Source organism: Paracoccus sp. S1E-3, from assembly GCF_013868135.1.
Taxonomy (GTDB): domain Bacteria; phylum Pseudomonadota; class Alphaproteobacteria; order Rhodobacterales; family Rhodobacteraceae; genus Paracoccus.
This window is the reverse complement of record NZ_JACEMU010000015.1, coordinates 189,875-210,781: the sequence shown is the minus strand read 5'-3', so window position 1 is coordinate 210,781 and position 20,907 is coordinate 189,875. Positions and strand designations below refer to the sequence as shown.

Here is a 20,907-nt window from a genome sequence, read left to right as displayed (position 1 = left end):
CGCCTTCGCGCGCCGCTGGGGTTCATACCGGCACGGCTGCGAACAGCAGACCTGTTCCGGGCGATGCGGCTTGAACGTGGCCTGACAGATCGGGCACTCCCTCGGGCGCAGGGTCCGCTTGCTCTTGCCGTAGCAGTCATGGGTGCAGAACTTCCCGAAGCCCCGCAACACTTTGCCGCAACGCTGGCACGTGCGGCGGGTCTTTTGCATGTCGGACTGTGACCGGCCCTGACAGGTCTTGCTGCAATAGATCACATCGCCGCGCGCCTCTGACGGGATCGGGCCGCTGCACCAGAGACATTTGCGGTCCTGCGGCGCCTCGACCCGTTCCGCCTGCCGCTGATCCCTATAGGTGGCTTCCTTACATACCCCGCAAGCTTCGGCCCGGATCTGCATCCAAGCTGCACCACGTTATCAGCGCCACCCTGCACCAGTGACAGAACGAACCGCCCCCATCCGTAACGTCCGCCGCGAGATTGAGGATATCGGCATGCTGGAAACGCCCGCCGTAGTTCGGGCAGACCCCGGCGCTGACGACATCGTCGATCCACATCATGCGGTCTCCGGCGCCATCCGCGGTAACCGCCCGGTTGTCACCGCCAGCCTGACTTTGGGTCGATCGGCTATCCTGCGAAAGCAGAAGGCGTCGGTCCATCTTTGCCCCCTTTTCATGCGCACAGAGTGGCGAGGGGCCAGCCGCAAGGCAAGGCGCCACCCCGCCGCCGGTTCGTCAGGACGTACTGACGCCATCCTCGGCTATCTGCGTGAAGAACCGCAGCATCTCGGCAGAGGCGTCAGGGCCCAGAGGGTCGGTATAGGACCCTGCCGGATCGCCGCCGAACCAGGCGTGTCCCGCGCGCTCGACCCGCCACAGCTCCGAGCCGTCGCTGTCGATCAGCCGGGACCAACTGCGGCCATTGCCTTCATGCCGGGTCTCGATGCCCGATCCGCCGATCAGCCGGTCGCCGTTGACCGGGGCGACCGTCGCATCCGCCATGCCATGAAAGACGATCATCGGTGTGGTCCGTGGCCGGGACCTTGCGCCAGCGTCGCCCCGCATGGCGGCAAAGGCAGAGACCACGTCGCTGGCGGCACCGGCTGGCAGGCCGGAATGCACGCCGGCGGCGGCAAACAGGTCAGGATAGGCCTCGGCCATGATCGCGGCCATTGCGCCGCCTGCCGACAGCCCGGCCACAAAGGCCCGCCCCTGAGGCAGGTTGAATTCGGCCAGCAATTCGCGCGCGATCCCGGCCAGAATCTCTGGCTCGCCCCGGCCTCTGCTCTGGTCCTCGGGGCGGAACCAGTTCCAGCAGGATTGCAGGTTGTGGGCACGCGACTGTTCGGGATAGGCGACGATATAGCCCGCCTTTTCCGCGGCATCGTTCATCCGCGTGCCCCGCGCGAAATCGTCGGGCGATTGCGTGCAGCCATGCAGCATAAGAATGACGCCGCGCAATCCCTCGGGGCGCTCGCTGGGGATATAGAGTGTGTAGCTGCGCGATCCTGCAGGCCCGGAATGCTCGCGGCTGGTATAGCTTGCCCCGTCCGGCACCGTGATTTGCTTGCCCAGGGCGGCAGGGGGCAGTTTCAGCCCTGACATCAGGCCGCCGCCCGCACAGGGGGTGCATCCGTCGCGCAGCAGGCTGACAAAGGGGTTCGCCGCGGGCGTCTTCGGTGCGTTCTCTGCTTGGGGCGTCGTCTGCGCAGGCTCAGCCCTGCCAGCCAGCGCCTGCTGAATGATCGAAGTTGCCGCAGCGGGATCAGCGGCACGAGCTTTTCCAAGCGCCCGGCGCATGGCCGTCGCGAAATCAGTGGTCATCATTCTGTTCCTTGTGTGGAGGCGCGCGGCCTCAGGTGATGCGGTCTTGAAGGGCGGCCTTGACGGCTTTGGACGCCTGAAGCGAACCCAGCACGTTCAGAGAGCCGATCGCCGCCACCGCCAGTTCCGGCGTGACATCCGCCGCAATCCGCGCCAGCCCGACGACTTTCAGGTGAAGCTTTTCACCAGCGGCGGTGACGGCCTCGAGATCGGCGCGGGTGATGTCGAAAAGACCCAATTGCAGTTCATAGCGGTCAATCGACTGTGCGACCGAGCTGCCCTCGCTGGTCAGCTGGTTGCGGATCGCGGTGCGGATGAAATCCGTCCGGTTGGCATAGAATCCCTCGCGGACCAGCAGGTCGATGCGGCCAAGGTCGACATGGCCGAGATTGATGGTGATCTTTTCAGGTTCTGCTTGCCGCTCGGGCAGGCGTGTGATGTTCTGCATCGTTTTCTCCATCCATGTGGATGGTATATGGATTGTATATGGCTCTTTGCAAGCGGGTCGCGACCCGAACTTGCATATATCAATCCGCCTGCAACCCTGATGTGCCCGCCTTCCATGGATTTTCCAGAACGTTTCCAGCGAGAAACGCATTGGCACATGCCACAGATATCAGCGGAGGGGAAAATGGCCGATCGCGACGCAGAAACGCTGAAGGATGACCTGCAAACGGGCAGGCCGTTCTGGGTCAGGACGCCGCATTCGACCGTGACCGCCGGACGCAAATTGGATGGCCGCCATGTCGAGGTCATCGTGGCTGGCGCCGGCATCAGCAGCGCGCTGATGGCCGCGGCGCTGAGGTGCTGACGGCCGCTCATGCGGTCTTCTGCACCGGCTATGAGCATCTGCCGCAGATGCAAAGCACGTCGCACAGCGCCACCTTGACCTGGGCGCTGGCGTCGCGGCCGCTGAAAAATCTGCCGGACTGGACGGCCGACACCATCGTCTGAGAGGCCGCCGAGCCTTATCTTTACTTCCGCACGGAGGCATCGGGCCGGATCATCGTCGGCGGCGAGGACGAGGATGCAGCGACGACCAATTCGGACCCCGCAAAGCAGGCCCGAGAGGCGAAGGTCATCGCGGCGAAGCTGCGCGAACTGGCCGGCGTGGATATCGGCAAGCCGGCCTATGCCTGGTCGGCGCCATTCAGCGTGACCAAAGACGGCATGCCGATTGTCGACACCGTGCCCGGTTACACGCGCATCCACACGATCATGGGCTTTGGCGGCAATGGCATCACCTTCTCGGTCATCGGCGCGCAGATCATCGCCGCCCGGATCGCGGGCCGAGCCGACGCGGACGCGGCGGTCTTCGCCTTCAGATAAGTTAACTGGCGGAACCGCGATATGGCCGGATCAGTTCTGCTTGCGCGGCAGCGAGACCATTCGCCGCCCGAGCTTAATCCATCTTTGAAAGGCAAGATCGATGGCCGACGACAAGCATTTCAAGACCGAAGAAGGCAATGCGGGCGAACTCCATCAGATCGCAACCGGCGATACCCCTGCCCTGACGACGAATTTCGGGGTTCCGGTTTCGGATAACGAGAACAGTCTGAAGGCTGGTGCACGCGGCCCGACGCTGCTGGAAGATTTCGTCCTGCGGGAGAAGATCTTCCATTTCGACCATGAGCGCATTCCGGAACGGATCGTGCATGCGCGCGGTTCGGCCGCGCATGGCTATTTCGAATGCACCGATCCGATCCCCGAACTCAGCCGAGCCAGCCTGTTCGCCAAGAAGGGCAAGAAGACGCCGGTCTTCACGCGCTTTTCGACCGTGGCTGGCGGCGCAGGTTCGGTCGACACGCCCCGCGACGTGCGCGGTTTTGCGGTGAAGTTCTATACCGACGAGGGCAATTGGGATCTGGTCGGCAACAATATTCCGGTCTTTTTCATTCAGGACGCGATCAAGTTTCCCGACCTGATCCATTCCGTGAAGATGGAGGCCGATCGCGCCTATCCGCAGGCGGCCTCGGCCCATGATACCTTCTGGGATTTCATCTCGCTGATGCCGGAAACCTTCCACACGCTGATGTGGGCCATGTCGGATCGCGGCATTCCGCGCAGCTTGCGGATGATGGAGGGCTTTGGCGTCCACACCTTCAAGCTTGTGAACGAGAAAGGCGAGGAAAGCTTTTGCAAGTTCCACTGGCGGCCAAGACTGGGGACGCAGTCGCTGGTCTGGGACGAATCCGCCAAGTTGCAGGGCGCGGATAACGATTTCCACCGCCGTGACCTATGGGAGGCGATCGACCGGGGCGATCACCCCGAATGGGATTTCGCCGTTCAGGTCTTTGACAAGAAACTGGCGGATTCGTTGCCCTATGACGTGCTGGACGCGACCAAGATCATCCCCGAGGAAATCGTGCCGCTGCGCGTGATCGGCCGCATGGTGCTGGACCGCAATCCCGACAATTTCTTCGCCGAGACCGAACAGGCAGCCTTCCTGCCCTCGAACGTGGTGCCGGGGATCGATTTTACCGACGACCCGTTGCTGCAGGGGCGGCTGTTTTCCTATCTCGACACGCAGAAATCGCGGCTGGGGACGACGAACTTCCACCAGATCCCGATCAACGCGCCGAAATGCCCCTTCGCCAATATGCAGCGTGACGGGATGATGCAGACCCACGTGCCGAAGGGCCGCGCGAATTACGAACCCAACAGCCTGAACGAGGCGGGCGAGGATCCCGGCCCGCGCCCCGTCAGCACCGGTTTCCGCACCGCCGAACAGCCGGTCGAGGGCGACAAGCTGCGGATGCGGCCAGAGACATTCGGCGATGTCTACAGCCAGCCCCGGATGTACTGGAACTCGCTGACCGGAAATGAGCAGGCGCATCTTGCCTCGGCCATCGTGTTCGAATTGTCCAAGGTCTCGCTGGATCATATCCGTGAACGGATGCTGGGCCATTTGCAGGTGATTCACCCCGACCTCGGCAAGCGCGTGGCCGAGGGGATCGGGATGGATCTGCCCAAGCCGGTCAAGCCGTTCAAAGAACCGGTCGATCTGGACCCGTCCGATGCGCTGTCGATCCAGAAGAACTGGAAGGATACGCTGGAAGGACGTCAGGTCGCGATCCTCTTTGACGAGGGGTCCAGCAAATCCGAGATCGAGGCGCTGACAAGGGCGGTCGAGGCCGCCGGGGGCACGGTCTTCACCATCGCGCCGAAGGTCGGCGGCCTGTCCTTGGACGGCGGCAAGATGAAGGCCGACGGGCAATTGGCCGGCTCGCCTTCGGTCCTGTTCGATGCGGTGGCCCTTGTCCTGACCAGCGATGCCGCGGCCCGGCTGGCAAAGGACAGCGCCGCTGTTGGCTTTGTCTCGGACGCCTTCGCGCATCTGAAAGCCATCGGCGCGACGGACGGGGCCAAGGCGCTGCTCGACCGCGCGGGGGTAGAGCCGGATGACGGCGTGACCGATCTGGCCGGCCTGCCGAAGGCAGCCAAGCTGAGATACTGGAGCCGCGAGCAGAAGGTTCGTGACCTGGCGTGACCTGCAGATCTTCGTGATCGGAGCGTGTGCGCGCGACCTGAGTCGTTAACGTCACGGGCACAGGAGAAGAGCATAACCCGGTCGTAAAGGCGCATGATGCCGCCGCCGGCGGGCATATCTGGCGAAGCCACACTCATTGTCCCGCCGCCTGATCGTCTGTCAGCGCCGCGCGCAGCGTTGCGGCGTTTTCCGGCGCAGCCTTTTCCAGCCGATTCCAGACCACGCCATGCGCCAGATCGTGATAGGCTTGGGCTGCTGCGCCCTCCAATGCGACCACCTCGACGCCCGCCGCCGCCTGCGCGGCATCCTCGGTTGCGACCATCGCGGTAAAGGTATCGACCGTCTCGGCCTCGCGCCGAATGGCGGCGTCTTCGATGATCTTGCGTGCCTCGGGAGGGAGGCTGTCGAATTCATCGGCGTTCATGATGATCAGCGTGTCGATCTGCCAGACCTGCGGATCGATGCGCGCCTTGATGAAAGGCGTGATGCCAAGGTCGCCGAAATTGATCGCGGCAATGGCCAGACCATCGACAATGCGCCGTTCAAAGGCTGAAAAGGTCTCGGCCGGGGCCATCATCACATTTGTGGCGCCCAGCCCCTCGAACCATTCCTTATAGGCCGCAGAAGATCGCAGCTTCAGCCCGCTGATATCCGGCTGGCCGCCCGCCGTCATCCGCGGTGGCTCGCTGAGATAAAGGTGAAATCCAGTCCCTCCGCGGAACCAGCCGAGAATGACCGCGTTCATCCGCCCACGCCAGATATTCGACAGGAGCCGCGTTGCACCCGTTTCGCGCGCTTGGATCGGCGACAGTTCCGAAGCTTTCAGCGCGTCGGCGAACAGTGCCCCCTCCCGGTAGCTGGGTAGAACTTCTTCTCGCCATCGATCAACTGCACGATCCCTGCCTCGGACGCTGCGGTTTCCGCACCGCTGAAGCCGCGAATATTGAAGCTCTGTCCGAAGAAGCTTGCGGAGCCGACGCCCGCAACGCCCGGACGGTCGCCAGCGCGTCGCCGATATTGCCGGCGGCAATGTCATTCAGCTCCTGCTGGTCGACCACGGTGACCGATTGCGGAACGGAGGAGGCGACGTTCTCGACCCCCGCGGTCAGAACAATGGGGCGCGGCCGGAACACAGGGCTCCCCGCCGCCGCGCTATCGATCAGCTTTGCGTCGCTGTCAGGATAATGGAGCCTGCGCTATCATGCGAGGCTGTGGGACCCGCTAAAGCCAACGCGCCGGCAACCTCTTGCAACGGAGGGCGCGTGGCAGAGTCAGATGCCTTGCCGCTCCATCTGGCGGACGATTGCCTTGGTGATCTGCTCGGGGTGCTGCGGCATGATCGACCCGACGCGCCAGTTGCCGATATCCTCGTCCGACACCGGGCCTAGCGTTTCACGCTGGTCATTAAGCGTGTAATAGGTCCAGGTTCCCGACCCCATTCCCTGAAAGAACCGCAAATCATACAGGTCATCGGGATAATATTCCGGGTCCTTGTGGATCACCTTCCACGGCCGTTTGCGATTGCGGCTTTCGATGTCGGTGATCAGGATCCCGGTGGGTGCGAACAGCCGCCCCGACTGCACGATCCCTTCATCGAAATCTGGGGTATCGCGCCGCGCCCGGAAGAATTCGGCGATGGTCGCGCCATCCTTGGCGTTCATCAGCCGGCCAAAGGCATATGACCCGTCAGGCAGCGGCACGGCAAATATGTCGCCCGCTTCTACTCCCTTGAACTTGCGCTGGAACCAATCGAAGCCATCGCGCGCCGTCCGTCGTTTTTCTTGCATGGGGTCACCCTTCGGTTAGCTACAGGTCCTGGTCGTCTTGGCGACGCGCTCTCTTTCCTTGTCGTAACCCTTGTTGAACGCGGTTCCGCGGGGGTCAGTGCGGCTCCTGTCGAAAGAGCCCACGCGATTGGCTTCCATCCCCGGACCATATCTTTGCCCCTTGGCTTCATCATACCAGCCGCCGCGCTGTGACGTGTCCAGCGTTCCCTTGCCACCATTGGCGTTTTCCATGTGATACTGCTCGGCACCGCGCGCCTCGGCATAGGTGTCGGCATGGGCGATCCGATATGGGCGCAGGCCGCCGTGCAATCTGCCCGAGTCCCGGTGCTCCTGCATGCGATCGGTATATCGCTGGCTCTCGGTTTGGCCGACATAGACGGTCCGTATCAACTTGCCATTTTCGTCGAACTCACCCAGGCCATAGATGTCATATCCTTGGCCGCCGGCGCCCCGGTAATCCAGTTCGACCAGACCGAACGGGTCGATCCCGGACAGCGGATCCGTCGGATAGGCATAGATATTCGCGCCGCCCAGCAGCCCCAGCGGATCCTGGTTCAGATAGATCCCCGCCGCCGGATCATAGTGGCGGAAGCGGTTGTAATGCAGGCCGGTCTCGACGTCGTGGTACTGGCCCTGGAAGCGAAGGTTCTGTTCGACCCGCTCGATAAGCATGCGGTCGACGCCACCCCAGGCCTTCAGCGAGACCTGCCAGACAAGTTCGCCGTTTTCGTTCGAAAGTTCCTGCGGGGTGCCCAGATGATCCAACCAGTAGATCAGCACCCGCGCCTCCTCGGCGGCCGAGTGGCGGCGGATCTGGGCGGCGGGGCGGAAGCTTCCGGGTTCGTGAACATAGACGATGGCCAGCGGGTCGGCTGCCCCCTCGCCACCGCCACGCCCCTCGGCCAGCAGGACCGGGCCGTTCCAGAGGAACCAGATGGTGTCGTCGCGGACCAGCTCAGCGCTGCTGTCGGTGCCGGGGGCGGTCGGGGTATTCGCCGCCGCGATGATCTCGCGATGGGCCTTGCTGACGCGGCGGCCAAGCGCGTCATAGGTGAAACGGGTGTGGCGTTGGGTGCGGCCACGGGTCTCGTGGACCTCGATCAGGCGATTGTCGTCATTGTAGACATAGTGGAACTGATGCGCCCCGCCCTGCCCGCGCCGCATGGCGATACGGTTCCCGGCATCGTCATAGTCATAGTGGCAATCCCCGCGCATCCGCAGCAGCCCGCGCTCGACCGAGGCGTCGCGCGGATTTTCCACGCCGACCAGCACCGTGTTGGCGGGATCGAAGCCGAAACGCTCCTCCTGATCGGCCGAGGCCGCGCTGCGCAGACGGTCGCGTTCGTCATAGCGGAAGGCGAATTCGCCACGCGTCGCGTCCTCGATCGAGGTGATGTTCGATACGCTGTCATAATTGTAGCCGCGGGCGAAGACCTGCTCGCGCGTGGTGGTGCGGTAGGCCGCCTGCCGGCGGATCCGGCCCTGCGGGTCATAATCGGTCTGGCGCGCGATGGCGCCGGCCTGCCGGTGCAGCTCGCGCCCAATCCGGTCGCGGCGGATATCGACAATCCGCCGGTCGCCGTAATGGATGGCATCGAGCGCGTTGTTCCGGTCATGGCCGTAGCGGATGAAGCGGCCATCGGGCAGCACGGTGGTCAGGCGCATCCCGCGTTCGGCATAGCTGTGCAGCAGCTCGGCCCCGCCCTGCGTCTCGGACAGCACCCGGCCGACCGGATCATGGGTATAGCGCAGGCGGCGCGCAGGGTTGTCGGCGGCGTTCATCCGGCCCAGCAGGTCATAGCCAAATCGCGCCCAGCCGCCATCGCTGCTTTCGGAATGCAGCAGCCGCCCCATCGGGTCGCGCTGATAGCGGTGGTGACGATGCCCGTCACGCATCGACACCAGTTCACCCGCCGGATCATAGCCATATTCCATCCGGCGCCCGTCATAGGTCGTCTCGGCGATCATGTTGCCGTTCAGATCGTATTCCAGCCGGTAGACATCGCCGACCTCGTTGGTCAGCGTGGCGAGGCGCATTTCGGTATCGTATTCATACGTCATGCGGCTGCCGTCGGGGTTGATCCTCAGCACCGGCAGCGACAGGCCGCGCCAGTTCCAGCGCCAGACCGCCCCGCGCGAGTCGCGAATCTCGGCCACGTTGCCGGCCGCGTCATAGGCGGTCCGGGTGCGACTGCCATCCGCCCGGCGGGCTTCGATCACCCGGTCGCAGGCGTCATATGCGTAGCGCACGGGGTCCTGCCCCTCGATCTGCTCGGCGATCAGGCGGCCGAAGCGGTCGCGTTCATAGCTGATGACGCCGCCGGCGGGGGTGCGTTCGGCTTGCAGATAACCGGCCCCGCTCCAGGAATAGCGGCCGAGCGTCCCCTCGGAGTCCTGCACATTCAGCAGCAGCCCGCGGGGATCGCGCAGCAGCCGGACCGTATAGCCGTCGCGGTCGGTGAACTGGACCATGTTGCCGCGCGGGTCGTAATCGCGCTCGGTGGCGTGTCCCAGCGCATCCTGCTCCGATCCGACCTTGCCGAACTTGCGGCTCAACGGGTCGTCGCTGGCATAGCTGATGCGGGTGACCGCGCCGGCGCGATCGGTCAGTTCGATCGTCCGGCCGAATGCGTCCCGCCCCCAGCGGGTTTCGGCGCCATTCGCGTCGCGGATCCGCAGGATCTCGGCGAAGCGGTTGTATTCCATCACGGATTTCTGTCCGGACGGGCCGGTGACATGGGTGACAAGCCCATATTGGTCATAGCCGAAGATCTCGACCGCACCGGTGCCGGTCATGACACGAGTGACGCGCTGAGCCGGGTCGAATTCGAAACTGCGCCAGAACAGATTGCCATCGCCCCAGGTGCGGATGCAGCGCGCCTCGGTGCCACGGGCGGTGTCGTCCCATTCGAAGTGATAGGACAATCCACCCCGCAGGGTCTCCTTCACCAGCAGGTGGCTGCGATAGGCATAACGTTCCTGCGCGCCCAGCGGATCGGCGGTTGCGATCAGGTCGCCATGCTGGTCATAGCGATATTCGACCAGCAACTGCTGTTCGGTACCGTCGCTGCGCGCCACCGAAGCGAAGCGGCCTGTCGCGTCCAGCGTGAACAGATAGACGATGCCATCGGTGCCGGTGACGCGGGTCAGGTTCCCGCCGGCGTCATGGTCGAGGGTGACATGGTTGCCATTGCCGTCCTCCACCCGGTTCAGTTGCAACTGGCCCGCTCCCGCGGGCGCCGGTCCCAGCAGGAAGTCCAGTCCGTTTTCCAGCCGGATCACCCAGTCATCGGCGCCCCGGCAGGTTGCCACCAGCTTTTCGGCGCGGTGATAGAAGCTCTGCCCCGGTTCCAGGTCGGGCAGCATGACCAGGCGTCCTTCCTCGACCCGCAGCAGGTTACAGCCGCGCGCAGGCGCCAGCGCCATGTCCAGCGGGTGATGCCATTTGCGCCCCAACTGGCCGTTCTGGCTGGACGAGGACAGCCACAGCCGGGTCCATTCGATCTCGATCAGGCCCGAGATGGTGAAATCGACCTGTTTGGTGAACAGCTCGCCCGAGGCGACATCGACCGGGTGGCCCGAGAACATCCGGTTGCGGAAGCCGTTCGCGACCCGGCCCCCCAGACCACCGCCGATCATGCCGAACAGCTCCTCGCCGATGATGGCACCGGCTTCGCCGAACAGCGCCCCCCCGATCTGCCCCCCGATCGGAGCGAGAATTGCGGAGCCGACAATGCCGCCGATCGCACTGGCACCGAAGGTCAACAGGCTGCAGATGCCACCGGCGACGAAGGCGGCGGCGGCCCCGAAGACCAGAGCCACCGCGGCGCCGCCGATCACCATGCCCATGGCGACATCGACCATCCATTGCGGAACTTCGGACTGGATTTCCAGGTATTGGGCGGTCTCGGCGCCGATGAAGATATGGTCGATGTCGGATTTGACCGTGCCGTCGCATTCCGAAACATCCTCGTTCCGAACGGCGGGATATTCGTTCAGAAAGACGCTGTCGCTGCCGGTGGCCAGCCGCTTCTTGCCATGGTTCTGGCAGTCGACCGTATCGATCACCGCACGGGCGGCGGCGATGCGGGCGGGGCCGTAAAACACGTTCGACGACCCGGTCGAAATCGGTCCCTTGGGGCTTTTGGCCAGCTGCCCCAGTCGCATGCCTGTCAACGCGCCCCCGCCGGTGGCGGCCACGATCCCGCCCACAGCAGCGATCACCCCCAGCGCAGCGCCGCCGGTGCCGACGATCGCCACCACCGCCACCGCCGCCGCCAGCCCGACAAGCGCCCCCATCAGGAAGCCGAACATGGCCGAGCTGTGTTCGATCTCGTGCCCGATATGGGCGGCTGCGAGGGCGGCGGGCATCAGGCCTTACCGTGTCCAGCTGACGGAGTTCAGGATCTCGTCGAAAACCGGGGTCAGCTCCTCGAAATTGTCACGCGCGGCGGTCAGCACGACGGTCTGCACGATGGGCGAATTCAGGTCGGTCTGGAAGAACAGCTGCTTTTGCTGCAGCATCACGCCCTGCGGGCGCATGGTGAAGCTCAGTTCGACCGCCGGGACGCCGCCGAAGCTGGTCTGCTGCCGGCTGATGAGATCGAAATTCTTGACCCGCCCCATCAGCTCCTTCAGCTGCCGGTTCACGAACTTGTCGAGATCCTCGCCGTTCTGCAATTCGCCCTTGGAGCAGAGCAGGTTTGGCAACACCTTGTAGCTGGGCTTCGGCGGCGCGACCCAGGTAATCATGCTGCGGTCGGCCCATCCGTCGGGAATGGCCAGGGTGAAATTGTCGATCAGGCAAACGGACATGGCGGCTCTTTGATGAGGTCGGGTGTCGACGAGGATGCGGATCTTGCGGCGCGGGTGCGGATCACTCCACGGCAACGGCCTGCGGGCCGCCGCCCGAGGGGGCCGAGCCGCTGGTATCGGGGGCGGTCTCGCGGGGGTTCACATAGGTCTCTGCCCCCTCGATGATGACCTGGCCCTTCGAGACCTGGATGAAGTTGTTCGCATCGGCCTTCAGCAGGATGCTCGGCGCTTCCAGAACGATCCCGGTCGCCGCCTTGATCGAGACCGCGCCCGCTTCCGACACGGTGATGATATCCTGCTTCACCGTCGTGTACTGACCGGCCGCCAGAACCGAGACCCGCCGCTCGCCGGTCTTGACGGTGGTGGTCTGGCTGCCGGTGTCGACCGTCAGCGCGTGGTTGCCTTTGGACACGGTGGTCGAATCATTGCCGGTGACGCTGAGAGTGCGCGCCCCGCTGACGCTCTCGCTGCGATTCTGGGTAACGCTGACCGACATGTTGCCGGTCACGGTCTCGCTGTGATTGCCGCCGACGCTCAGCGTCTTGTTGGCGGAGATGGTTTCGGTGTGGTTGCTGCCGACGGTGATGGTCTTGTTGTTGCCGACCGTTTCCGTCTGGTCGTTGCCGATCGTCTTCGACCGGTCATGGCCGATATTCTGGTTCTGGTCGTTCAGGATCGTCACCCGATGATCCTTCTGACCATGCATGTAGATTTCCTCGCGCCCGGACTGGTCTTCGAAGCTGAGTTCGTTGAAGCCGCTGCCCTGATGCGTCTGCGAGCGCATCACCATCTTGGTCTTGTTTTCGGGCAGCGGATAGGGTGCGTCGTTCATGCCGTTGAAGACGTTGCCCACGACGACCGGCTTGTCGGGATCGCCTTCCAGGAACTCGACCAGCACCTCCATGCCGATGCGGGGGATGACCATACCACCCCAGCCGCCGCCGGCCCAGTTCTGGCTGACCCGGCAGCGCATGGAATAGGCATTCGCCAGATCCCAGTGGAACTTGACCAGAATGCGGCCATATTCGTCGCAGTCGATCTCGCCCTCGCCGACAACCATCGCGGTCTGCGGCCCCTGCACCAGCGCGGCGGCCGTCCGGCGCGGCGGCGCCATGGGCGCGGTGTCAGGCATCAAGACGTAGGAACCGGCAAAGCTGTAGCCGTCGCTGCCCTGCCCGCCCGAGCCGTAAGCTTCCGACACGAAATGATGGCTCGCCGAGAGGCACAGATAGGTCTCGCCCAGACCGGGCACACGATCCCCGGCCAAGGCCACCCGCATCCCCGACCCGAGGCTGACGCAATCGCCCACCGCCCGGTTGCGCCGGTCGGCACCGCGTTCCTGATCGGTCCTCAACCCCGCCACCAGCTTGCCCACATCCTGCGCCAGATAGTCGCCCGGATAATCGAAGCTCTCGATCTGGCCCTGCGGATGGACGGCGTCGCCCAGGAAATTCGCTTCCATCGACTGATGGGGCTTCTTGAAGTTGTAATCGATCAGCCGGACTCCGCCGGTGGTCAGGTTACGCTCGGGCGCCCATTCCCAGAAATGCTCCTGTTCATACTGGTGGTGGCCGTCATAGCGCTTGAAGGGGCGGGCGCCGACATCGTCATGTGCCAGAACGTCATCGGTCAGCACCAGCGTGTGGCTGCCGGGGGCATGGCGGAAATGAAAGCTGATGCCAGCCCGCTCCATCTGGCGGCGGGCGAAATCCAGATCGGATTCGCGGTATTGAACGGTATATTCCAGCTGCGGATAGTCCCGCGACAACAGGAACTGCACCGCCGGCGCGCCCAGCCCGGCATAATCGGCCAGCAGTTCCTGCAGGATCTCGACCACCGTCCTGTCGTGAAAAATCCGCTGGTTGCGGCGCCGCCCGGCCAGCCAGAACCATGGCCGCAAGGTCAGATCATAGCGATGCCCGTTCTCGCCCACACCGGCCCAGCGGACCTGGGTGACGATGCCGTCGAAAGGCCGCATCCGGTCATGGGCCTCGATCTCGACGGTGGCATGGGTGCCGACAAGCGCGTCGAAATCCAGATCGTCGCGCGCCGCCAGCGCCTCGACCCGGTATTCGAAAAGGTCATTGAGATAATCGCTGCCGTCAAAGCGCAGCAGACCGAGGACATCGGGACCCAGCGCGGTTGTCAGACGGCCCAAGCGCTCGGCCTGCTTGAAGGGGGCGTTCATGTCACCTCCGGCAATCGCAAAATACAAAACTCGCCGCGGTTATAGCGGCTCGGGGCGACGCCGAACAGGGTCAACCGGGCGGGACCGGGCGCCCCGTCGCCACTGCGCAGGCGGCCGGACAGCGCGAGCGACCAGCGCATCGCGACCATAGTTTCGGTGAAAGCGCCCAGAAAAGCGCCATTCTACCCGCCAGAACCGGGGTTCGAGCGTTGCCCCGCTGCGACAGTCCGTGCGGCGTTTGCGTTCCCGAAACCGAAAAACGTATCGGCGGTTTACCGCCGATACGTTTGTTTGATATGCTCAACCATACAGCAAGGCCGCCACGCGGCAGAATCGCGCAAGGCGGCTGGAACATACCTGAAAATAAGCCGTTAACGGCCCGCTGGCGAACGCGTGTCGCCGCGGGGGCGAGCAGTCCTATTCGGCAATAATAACAGGGGCAGCGTGGGTGCAACGTTTAACAGGGTTCTGGGGTCTTCTGTCAGCCTATTGGCTGTCTGAACGGTGGCGCGAGGCGTGGCTTCTGACCGCGATCATCTTTGCGATCACCACACTTCTCAGCAAGGCCAGCGTCTGGGTGGCGCTGGCGAGCGCGGATTTCCTGGCCTCACTGGCGAATTTCCACATCACCGCGCCCGAGGCCAATCCGGCACACATCATCCTGCTGGCCGCCGTGGCCTATCTGGGCATCTTCCTCGCCCGCGCGGCCGGCATCGCCCTGCGGCACTATCTTTCGACCACGCTGCACCGGCGCGCGCGCGGCTGGCTGGTCGGGCAGTTCAACGACGCGATCCTGGCCGACGGGCGCGTCGCGCTTGATCTGACCAGCGATCGTTCGGCCCCTCACGGCACGCCGCGCATGCCCGACGCCATCGACCAGCGCGTCGATGAGTGTTCGAACGGTCTTTATGGGGGCGTCATCGGGCTGGCGATGGGGCTGTGGGGGGCGGTGACATCGATCTATTTCGTCGCCGCCGCGCTGCTGGAGCGCAGCCAGCCGGTGCCTTTCCTAGACCGCTGGGGCGCCCAGGCCAACCTCGCGGCCGAGCGCTGGCTCGGCGCCGGATTGGCCGCGCGGATCGATCTCACGCCGGGAAGTTACGGATCGGCCCTGCTGGCGCTCATGCTGGTGGCGATCTACGTCCCCTGCATCACCTTCATCGCCTGGAAGCTGGGCCGCGTTCTGGAACGCCTCAGCGTGCAGCGCCAGCGCCGCGACGGTGCCTGGCGGGGCGAATGGGGCACCATGCTGGGCCGCGTCGGCCGCATGGCCGCAGCGCGGGGGGAACGTGCGCAAAGCCGGATCAACGGCCAGCTTTACGCCGAACTGGACCAGACCTGGGGCAAGCAGAACTGGCTGGGCGCCGGCATCATGATGTTCACCAATGTCTATAATTTCCTTTCCTCGCGGCTGCTGGCCTATCTGCCGGCCCTGCCGGCCTACATGGCCGGGGGGTTGAATTTCCGTGACTTCGCCGCCAGCGGCGAGCTGACGGCGGAACTGATCGGCGATGTGTCATGGTTCATCAATGTGATGCCCGCCATCGCTACGCTGAAGGCCAATGCGGCGCGGCTGAACGAACTGGCCGGCGCGGTCGAGCGTGTCCGCCGCCGGCAGGAATTCTATGCCGAGACCGGCATCAGCGCCTTTGAACGCAGCCACCGGACCGCCGGTCCCCTCCTGGCGCTGGAGGGGTTGCACCTGCACCATCGCGGCCACGACACCCCGGCCTTTCTGTCCGTGCCGCAGCTTCGGCTGTATCCGGGCGACCGGATCTGCCTGCGCGGTCAGAATGGCTGCGGCAAAAGCAGCCTTCTGAAGGCGGTCGCCGGGATCTGGCCCTATGGGTCGGGCCGGGTCGCCCTGCGCGAGGGGGCGCGGCTGTTCTTCGCCGGGCAGGATCCCGACATTCCCGACCGCATGACGCTGAAGGCACTGGTGACCTATCCCGACCATCCCGAACAGCATTCCGACATAGCCGTCGCAGCCGCGCTGGCGCGGGTGGAACTGGACGAGTTCATCCATTGCCTCGATCAGCCGCTCTGTCAGGGGCGCAACTGGCGCAATACGCTCTCGGGCGGCCAGAAACAGCGGCTGGTGCTGGCGCGGATCCTGCTGGCCAGGCCCGACCTCCTGCTGCTGGACGAGGCCACGGCGGCGCTGGATACGGAGGGCGTGATGCGCTTCCATCTGGTGCTGCGCGAAAGTCTGCCGCAGACGGCGGTGCTCGCGGTCCTCCACGGCGAAGCCGCGCCGAGCGACCCGGACGGGGTGCCGTTCTACACCGCCGCGCTCGATATCCGGGACGGTCTGGGGCAGCTTGACCCCATCCAGCGGCCCGATTTCCTCGCCACCCGGCATGCGGCGGAATGATCGCCCGCAGAGATGGACCTGTCATCGAAAGATAGCGATAAGGTCGACACCCTGATGGGGCTGATGACGCTGACCGAAAAGATCGGCCAGCTGAACCTGATGGCGGCGGGCGAAGGACTGCTGACCGGGGCGCGGCAACCCACCTCGCTGGCCGAGCGGCTGGCTGACGGCCAGGTCGGCGCGATCTTCGGAACCAAGTCGCTGGCCACCGCCCGCGCGATGCAAGAGCGCGCGCTGGCGGGTTCGCGGCTGGGCATCCCGCTGTTCTTCGCCGAGGACGTGATCCACGGACACCGCACCGTGTTTCCGCTGAACATTGGCCTCGCCTGCAGCTGGGACATGGATCTGATCGCGGCCACGTCCGCCTTCGCGGCGGCCGAGGCCGCGGCCGAGGGGCTGCATCAGGTCTATGCGCCGATGATCGACATCAGCCGCGACGCCCGCTGGGGCCGCGTCGCTGAAGGTCCGGGCGAGGACCCGCTGCTGGCCGCGCGCATCGCGACTGCGGCGGTGCGCGGCTTTCAGGGCAACGACCCCGGCGGCAAGGGCCGCGTCGCCGCCTGCCTGAAGCATTTCGTGGCTTACGGCGCGCCCGACAGCGGCCGCGACTATGACAACGCATCGCTGGCGTGGGAAGATCTGCTGACCATCTACCTGCCCCCCTTCGCCGCCGGGGTCGCCGCCGGCGCGGCCAGCGTCATGGTGGCGTTCAATGCCGTCAACAAACTGCCCATGCACGCCAACGCCCCGCTGATCGAGGGCTGGCTGCGCGCCGGGACCGGCTTCGACGGGCTGGTCGTCTCGGATTATACCGGGGTGGCGGAACTGACCGCGCACGGTCTTGGGCGGGCCCCGGTGGCGGTGGCCCGTGCGCTGCATGCCGGCGTCGACATGGACATGGTGGGCGAGGATTATCTGCGCGAATTGCCCGGTCTTGCCGAGACGGGTGTGGCCGCGCCCGATGCCGGGATCGCGCTCTCGGCGGTCGAGATCACCGCACTGATCGACCGCGCCTGCCGCCGGGTGCTGCGCTTCAAGCAAAAGCTGGGGCTGCTGGAGGATCCGTTTCGGAGAATGGAGCGGGCCGCCCGCCCGCCCGCGCGGGCCAAGGGCCGTGCGCTGGCGCGCAAGGCCGCCGCCCGTGCGGCGGTGCTGCTGAAGAATGACGGGCTGCTGCCCTTGTCGCCCAAGGCGCGGGTGGCGCTGATCGGGCCTTTCGCAGCGGACCGGGCCAATATGCTGGGGACCTGGGCGGTCTCGGGCCGGGCCGATGACGTGACGCCCCTGCACGAGGCCGTGGCCGCGCTGACCGGCCGCCTGCCCGCCCTTGCCTGGGGGGCGAATATCGTCGACGAATCCTGGCTGGTCGAACGTCTGAACGTGCATGGCGTCACCGTGCAGCAGGACCCCCGCCCCGAGGCCGAGATCCTCGCAGAGGCGCTGGCGGCCGCCGCCGCAGCGGAGGTGATCGTCGCCGCCGTGGGCGAGGCCAAGGAACATGCGGGCGAATCCTCCTCGCGTCTGTCGCCCGATCTGCCGGCGCCGCAGCAGCGACTGGTTGCGGCGCTGGCGCAGACCGGCAAGCCGCTGGTGGTGGTGGTCTTTGCCGGGCGTCCGCTGGCACTGGGGGCGGTGGCCGAACAGGCCGATGCGCTGCTTTACGCCTGGCATGGCGGGGTGGCGGGGCCGGAAGGCGTGGCCGATCTGCTGTTCGGCGCGGCGATCCCCTCGGGCCGGCTGGCGGTCACCCTGCCCGCCCATCCGGGCGAGGTGCCGTCGACCTATGCGGCCGAGCCGACGGGCCGCCCCTCCCCCGGCCGTTTTGCCAAGTTCCGCACCGGCTGGCTGGACCTGCCCGACGATGCGCCACGCTTTCCCTTCGGCTTCGGGCTGAATTTCGGGGATGTGCTTTATGGGCCGCCGCGCCTGTCACGCAGCCGCGCACGCGCCGGTCAGACCGTGACCCTGCAGATCGAGATCACCAACACTTCGGCGCGGGCGGCGATCGAAACCGTCCAGCTTTACGCCAGCGACCCGGTCGCGCGGATCACCCGGCCGCGCCGGTGGCTGATCGACTTCCGGCAGGTGCCGCTCGGCCCCGGCGAAAGCCGCGTGCTGCGGTTCCGCGTGACCGCCGACCAGTTCAGCTACCCGCTCGCCCCGTCGCTGCAGGACGCCGAATGGGTGCGCGATCCCGGAGAGATCCACCTGCATATCGGCGCGAACAGCCGCGACACCCAAAGGACGGAACTGACATGGATGGATTGATCCGGGGCCTCGACGATGCCGCCCTGCGCGACCGCGTGTCGCAGGCGACGGTCCTGTATTTCCTGGACTGGAGCCACTCGGTCAGCGGCATGGCGCGCGAGCGCAGCGGCGGCCGTCATGGCTATGACATCAACGAGACGGTTTGCACCGGCGGGACCGGCTTCGGCCTGCTGGCGCAGATCGTCGCGGTCGAACGCGGCTGGCGTCCCCGTCAGGAAATTTTCGACCGGGTTGCCCGCCTCACCAGCTTTCTCGAGCACGCCGACAGCTTCGATGGCGTCTTTCCGCATTTCCTGCACGGGACCACCGGACGCGTCCTGCCTTTTGCCCGCGGCGATGACGGCGGCGATGTGGTCGAGACCGCCTTTCTGATGCTGGGTCTTCTGGCTGCGGCCGCTTATTTCCGCGAGGAACCCGAACTGGGCGAGCGGATTCAGGCCCTGTTCGACGCGGTAAATTGGACCGCCCATCTGCGCGCGGATGGCGCAATCATGTGGCACCACCATCCCGACCGTCCCTGGGCCGAGAATGCCCTGCCCGTCCGGGGCTGGAACGAGGCACTTCCGGTCTTCATTCTGGGTGCCGGATCGCGCAGCCACCCGATCCCCGCGGCCTCCTATCACGACAGCTGGGCGCGGGCGCCGGCCTTTCGCAATGGCCGGACCTATGGCGGGGTGGTGCTGCCGCTGGGTCCCGACTGGGGCGGTCCGCTGTTTCTGTCGCAATATCCCTTCCTCGGCATCGATCCGCGCGGGCTGCGCGATGCCTATGCCGATTACGGGATGCAGGCCCGCAACCATGCCCTGATCAATCGGTATCACTGTCTGGTCAACCCGCAGGGCTGGGCGGGCTATGGCCGCGATTGCTGGGGCCTCTCCGCCAGCGACGACCCGGCCGACTACGTGGCCCATTCGCCCACCGAGGATACCGGAGTCATCACTCCCACAGCGGCGCTGTCGTCGTTTCCCTTCGCCCCGGCAGAGGCGATGCCGGTGCTGCGCCACCTGCATGACGATCTGGGCAGCCGCATCTGGGGCGACGCAGGCTTCGTCGACGCCTTCAGCCTGTCGCATGACTGGGTTGCGGAAGGCCGGCTGGCCATCGATCAGGCGCCCATCGTCATCGGCCTGGAAAACCACCGTTCGGGGCTGCTGTGGCAGCTGGTTTCGGGGCGGCCCGAGGTGCAGCGCGGCTTGCGGGCGCTGGGATTCAGCGCGCCCTGGCTGCACCGGCCGGGCCCCGAGGATGCGGATCAGGCGCCGATCGCCGTCAGCGCCGCGGCCAGCATCTGGGCGCAGGCGGCCCCCGCCGGACAGTGATGTTCATCCGGCAGCGCGCCGAAGAAGCGGCCATTGGGGGCGGTGTTGAAATAGGTCCGGGCATCATGCAGGCGCACCAACCCGTCTTCCGCCCCAGTGACGACCGCCAGCGGCGCGGTGCTGCGCGCCAGCGAGGGGGCGGCGTCGGCCAGCGGCATCTCGGCATAGAACAGAGGGGCCTCGCGCGCGACCGCCTCGATCGCGGCGCGGCCCATGGCCTGCCGCGCCGACAGCAGCACCATGCCCGAGATCGGCGGCGAAACCGCGAGCAGGTGATGCGCCTCGGGCGCTTCGCCGGCCAGTTGGGCGACGGCAAAGGCGCCGATGCTGTGCCCGGCGAGCGCCAGCGGCGTGTCGGGCCATTGCCGGATCATCCACGCCCAGACCTCGGCCGTGGCCTGAGTGTGGCGGGCGAAGGTCACCTCCTCGGGGGGCCCCGAGGCCGGCAGGGCGATGGAATTGGGCAGCTCGGGCGCGGCCACGCGCCAATCGCGGGCCCGATAGGCCTCGGCGATTTCGGCGATTTGGGGCTGGGTGGGGGCGCCGTTGCGGCCATGGACCAGCAGCACGGTGCCGCGCGGCCGGGCGCGCCCCGCGGCCACCACCACCGGGATGGCGCCGAAGCTGGTTGGAATGTCGAAGCGCGTGGCGCTGTCCGTCCAGATCTGTCGCAATGATACCCCCTGCCCGCGCCACGACGGCCCACATGCAACGCTTTCACGTTCTGAGGCGGTGTCAAGCGCCGTGGCGGCAGAGCGACGGGTCGCGGAATCCCGATCTGGCCGAGACGGATGTCTACCGAAACCTGCGGAACGGCCCCGGCGATGCCGTTTCTCCTTCGACATCG

General features: G+C 65.7%; 16 protein-coding genes and 1 pseudogene. 7 read left to right on the top strand and 10 right to left on the bottom strand.

The genetic code is table 11. From position 1 onward, the window contains the following. Nucleotides 1-730 precede the first annotated feature (730 nt). Both H1S04_RS14425 and H1S04_RS14420 read right to left on the bottom strand, forming a co-directional pair. Nucleotides 731-1,819, bottom strand: coding sequence for a PHB depolymerase family esterase (locus tag H1S04_RS14425; protein WP_181746230.1), 1,089 nt, complete (start codon nt 1,817-1,819; stop codon nt 731-733). A 31-nt stretch (nt 1,820-1,850) separates the two neighbouring features. Then, nucleotides 1,851-2,267: a CopG family transcriptional regulator gene (locus H1S04_RS14420; RefSeq protein ID WP_181746229.1), complete on the bottom strand. Its 417-nt coding sequence runs from the start codon at nt 2,265-2,267 to the stop codon at nt 1,851-1,853. A 183-nt stretch (nt 2,268-2,450) separates the two neighbouring features. On the opposite strand from H1S04_RS14420, the gene H1S04_RS14415 reads away from it, so the two are divergent. From H1S04_RS14415 to H1S04_RS14405, 4 genes and pseudogenes are all read left to right on the top strand, one after another. Then, nucleotides 2,451-2,630: an AIR carboxylase family protein gene (locus H1S04_RS14415; protein WP_220185249.1), complete on the top strand. Its 180-nt coding sequence runs from the start codon at nt 2,451-2,453 to the stop codon at nt 2,628-2,630. After that, nucleotides 2,624-2,773 carry a hypothetical protein gene (locus H1S04_RS18810; RefSeq protein WP_255435629.1) on the top strand — a complete coding sequence of 50 codons (150 nt, stop codon included), beginning with the start codon at nt 2,624-2,626 and terminating at the stop codon, nt 2,771-2,773. Before H1S04_RS14415 ends, H1S04_RS18810 begins: the two co-directional genes overlap by 7 nt. A gap of 21 nt (nt 2,774-2,794) precedes the next feature. Continuing rightward, nucleotides 2,795-3,148 (top strand): annotated as a pseudogene (locus tag H1S04_RS14410) (NAD(P)/FAD-dependent oxidoreductase); the annotation flags it as partial. Nucleotides 3,149-3,248: 100 nt separating this feature from the next. Beyond that, complete coding sequence (locus H1S04_RS14405; protein ID WP_181746227.1) at nt 3,249-5,309, top strand: catalase; 2,061 nt, start codon at nt 3,249-3,251, stop codon at nt 5,307-5,309. A 133-nt stretch (nt 5,310-5,442) separates the two neighbouring features. Here the strand turns inward: H1S04_RS14405 and H1S04_RS14400 are convergent, their stop codons facing one another. The 7 genes from H1S04_RS14400 to H1S04_RS14375 form a co-directional block, all read right to left on the bottom strand. After that, nucleotides 5,443-6,054: a hypothetical protein gene (locus tag H1S04_RS14400; protein WP_220185248.1), complete on the bottom strand. Its 612-nt coding sequence runs from the start codon at nt 6,052-6,054 to the stop codon at nt 5,443-5,445. Nucleotides 6,055-6,193: 139 nt separating this feature from the next. Continuing rightward, on the bottom strand, nt 6,194-6,367 hold the full coding sequence (locus H1S04_RS18985) for a hypothetical protein (RefSeq protein WP_367275798.1): 174 nt from the start codon (nt 6,365-6,367) through the stop codon (nt 6,194-6,196). A 213-nt stretch (nt 6,368-6,580) separates the two neighbouring features. Beyond that, a complete protein-coding gene (locus H1S04_RS14395; protein WP_181746225.1) occupies nt 6,581-7,096 on the bottom strand; it encodes an Imm26 family immunity protein in 516 nt (171 codons plus the stop codon). A gap of 15 nt (nt 7,097-7,111) precedes the next feature. Further along, on the bottom strand, nt 7,112-11,467 hold the full coding sequence (locus H1S04_RS14390) for an RHS repeat-associated core domain-containing protein (protein ID WP_181746224.1): 4,356 nt from the start codon (nt 11,465-11,467) through the stop codon (nt 7,112-7,114). A 6-nt stretch (nt 11,468-11,473) separates the two neighbouring features. Continuing rightward, complete coding sequence (locus H1S04_RS14385) at nt 11,474-11,911, bottom strand: DcrB-related protein (protein WP_181746223.1); 438 nt, start codon at nt 11,909-11,911, stop codon at nt 11,474-11,476. Between the two features lie 61 nt (nt 11,912-11,972). Continuing rightward, complete coding sequence (locus tag H1S04_RS14380) at nt 11,973-14,099, bottom strand: type VI secretion system Vgr family protein (RefSeq protein WP_255435628.1); 2,127 nt, start codon at nt 14,097-14,099, stop codon at nt 11,973-11,975. Further along, a complete protein-coding gene (locus H1S04_RS14375) occupies nt 14,096-14,248 on the bottom strand; it encodes a hypothetical protein (protein ID WP_181746222.1) in 153 nt (50 codons plus the stop codon). The genes H1S04_RS14380 and H1S04_RS14375 overlap by 4 nt, the downstream gene beginning before the upstream one ends. A 299-nt stretch (nt 14,249-14,547) precedes the next feature. On the opposite strand from H1S04_RS14375, the gene H1S04_RS18980 reads away from it, so the two are divergent. The 3 genes from H1S04_RS18980 to H1S04_RS14360 are packed head-to-tail and all read left to right on the top strand — an operon-like array spanning nt 14,548 to nt 20,060. After that, nucleotides 14,548-16,473, top strand: a complete 1,926-nt coding sequence (locus H1S04_RS18980) for an ATP-binding cassette domain-containing protein (protein WP_181746221.1) — start codon at nt 14,548-14,550, stop codon at nt 16,471-16,473. Nucleotides 16,474-16,485: 12 nt separating this feature from the next. Then, entirely contained in the window at nt 16,486-18,741 is a 2,256-nt protein-coding gene (locus tag H1S04_RS14365; RefSeq protein ID WP_181746220.1) for a glycoside hydrolase family 3 N-terminal domain-containing protein, read from the top strand. Further along, nucleotides 18,729-20,060: a glucoamylase family protein gene (locus H1S04_RS14360; RefSeq protein ID WP_181746219.1), complete on the top strand. Its 1,332-nt coding sequence runs from the start codon at nt 18,729-18,731 to the stop codon at nt 20,058-20,060. Before H1S04_RS14365 ends, H1S04_RS14360 begins: the two co-directional genes overlap by 13 nt. Here H1S04_RS14360 and H1S04_RS14355 read toward each other — a convergent pair. Next, nucleotides 19,994-20,734: an alpha/beta hydrolase gene (locus H1S04_RS14355; protein WP_181746218.1), complete on the bottom strand. Its 741-nt coding sequence runs from the start codon at nt 20,732-20,734 to the stop codon at nt 19,994-19,996. The two genes, H1S04_RS14360 and H1S04_RS14355, sit on opposite strands and share 67 nt — an antisense overlap. Nucleotides 20,735-20,907 lie beyond the last annotated feature (173 nt).

Bases quoted from the DNA above. Each gene is read 5' to 3' on its own strand.
- H1S04_RS14425 (WP_181746230.1), bottom strand. From the start codon at position 1,819: ATGACCACTGATTTCGCGACGGCCATGCGCCGGGCGCTTGGAAAAGCT.
- H1S04_RS14420 (WP_181746229.1), bottom strand. From the start codon at position 2,267: ATGCAGAACATCACACGCCTGCCCGAGCGGCAAGCAGAACCTGAAAAG.
- H1S04_RS14415 (WP_220185249.1), top strand. From the start codon at position 2,451: ATGGCCGATCGCGACGCAGAAACGCTGAAGGATGACCTGCAAACGGGC.
- H1S04_RS14405 (WP_181746227.1), top strand. From the start codon at position 3,249: ATGGCCGACGACAAGCATTTCAAGACCGAAGAAGGCAATGCGGGCGAA.
- H1S04_RS14400 (WP_220185248.1), bottom strand. From the start codon at position 6,054: ATGAACGCGGTCATTCTCGGCTGGTTCCGCGGAGGGACTGGATTTCAC.
- H1S04_RS14395 (WP_181746225.1), bottom strand. From the start codon at position 7,096: ATGCAAGAAAAACGACGGACGGCGCGCGATGGCTTCGATTGGTTCCAG.
- H1S04_RS14390 (WP_181746224.1), bottom strand. From the start codon at position 11,467: ATGCCCGCCGCCCTCGCAGCCGCCCATATCGGGCACGAGATCGAACAC.
- H1S04_RS14385 (WP_181746223.1), bottom strand. From the start codon at position 11,911: ATGTCCGTTTGCCTGATCGACAATTTCACCCTGGCCATTCCCGACGGA.
- H1S04_RS14380 (WP_255435628.1), bottom strand. From the start codon at position 14,099: ATGAACGCCCCCTTCAAGCAGGCCGAGCGCTTGGGCCGTCTGACAACC.
- H1S04_RS14375 (WP_181746222.1), bottom strand. From the start codon at position 14,248: ATGGTCGCGATGCGCTGGTCGCTCGCGCTGTCCGGCCGCCTGCGCAGT.
- H1S04_RS14365 (WP_181746220.1), top strand. From the start codon at position 16,486: ATGGACCTGTCATCGAAAGATAGCGATAAGGTCGACACCCTGATGGGG.
- H1S04_RS14360 (WP_181746219.1), top strand. From the start codon at position 18,729: ATGGATGGATTGATCCGGGGCCTCGACGATGCCGCCCTGCGCGACCGC.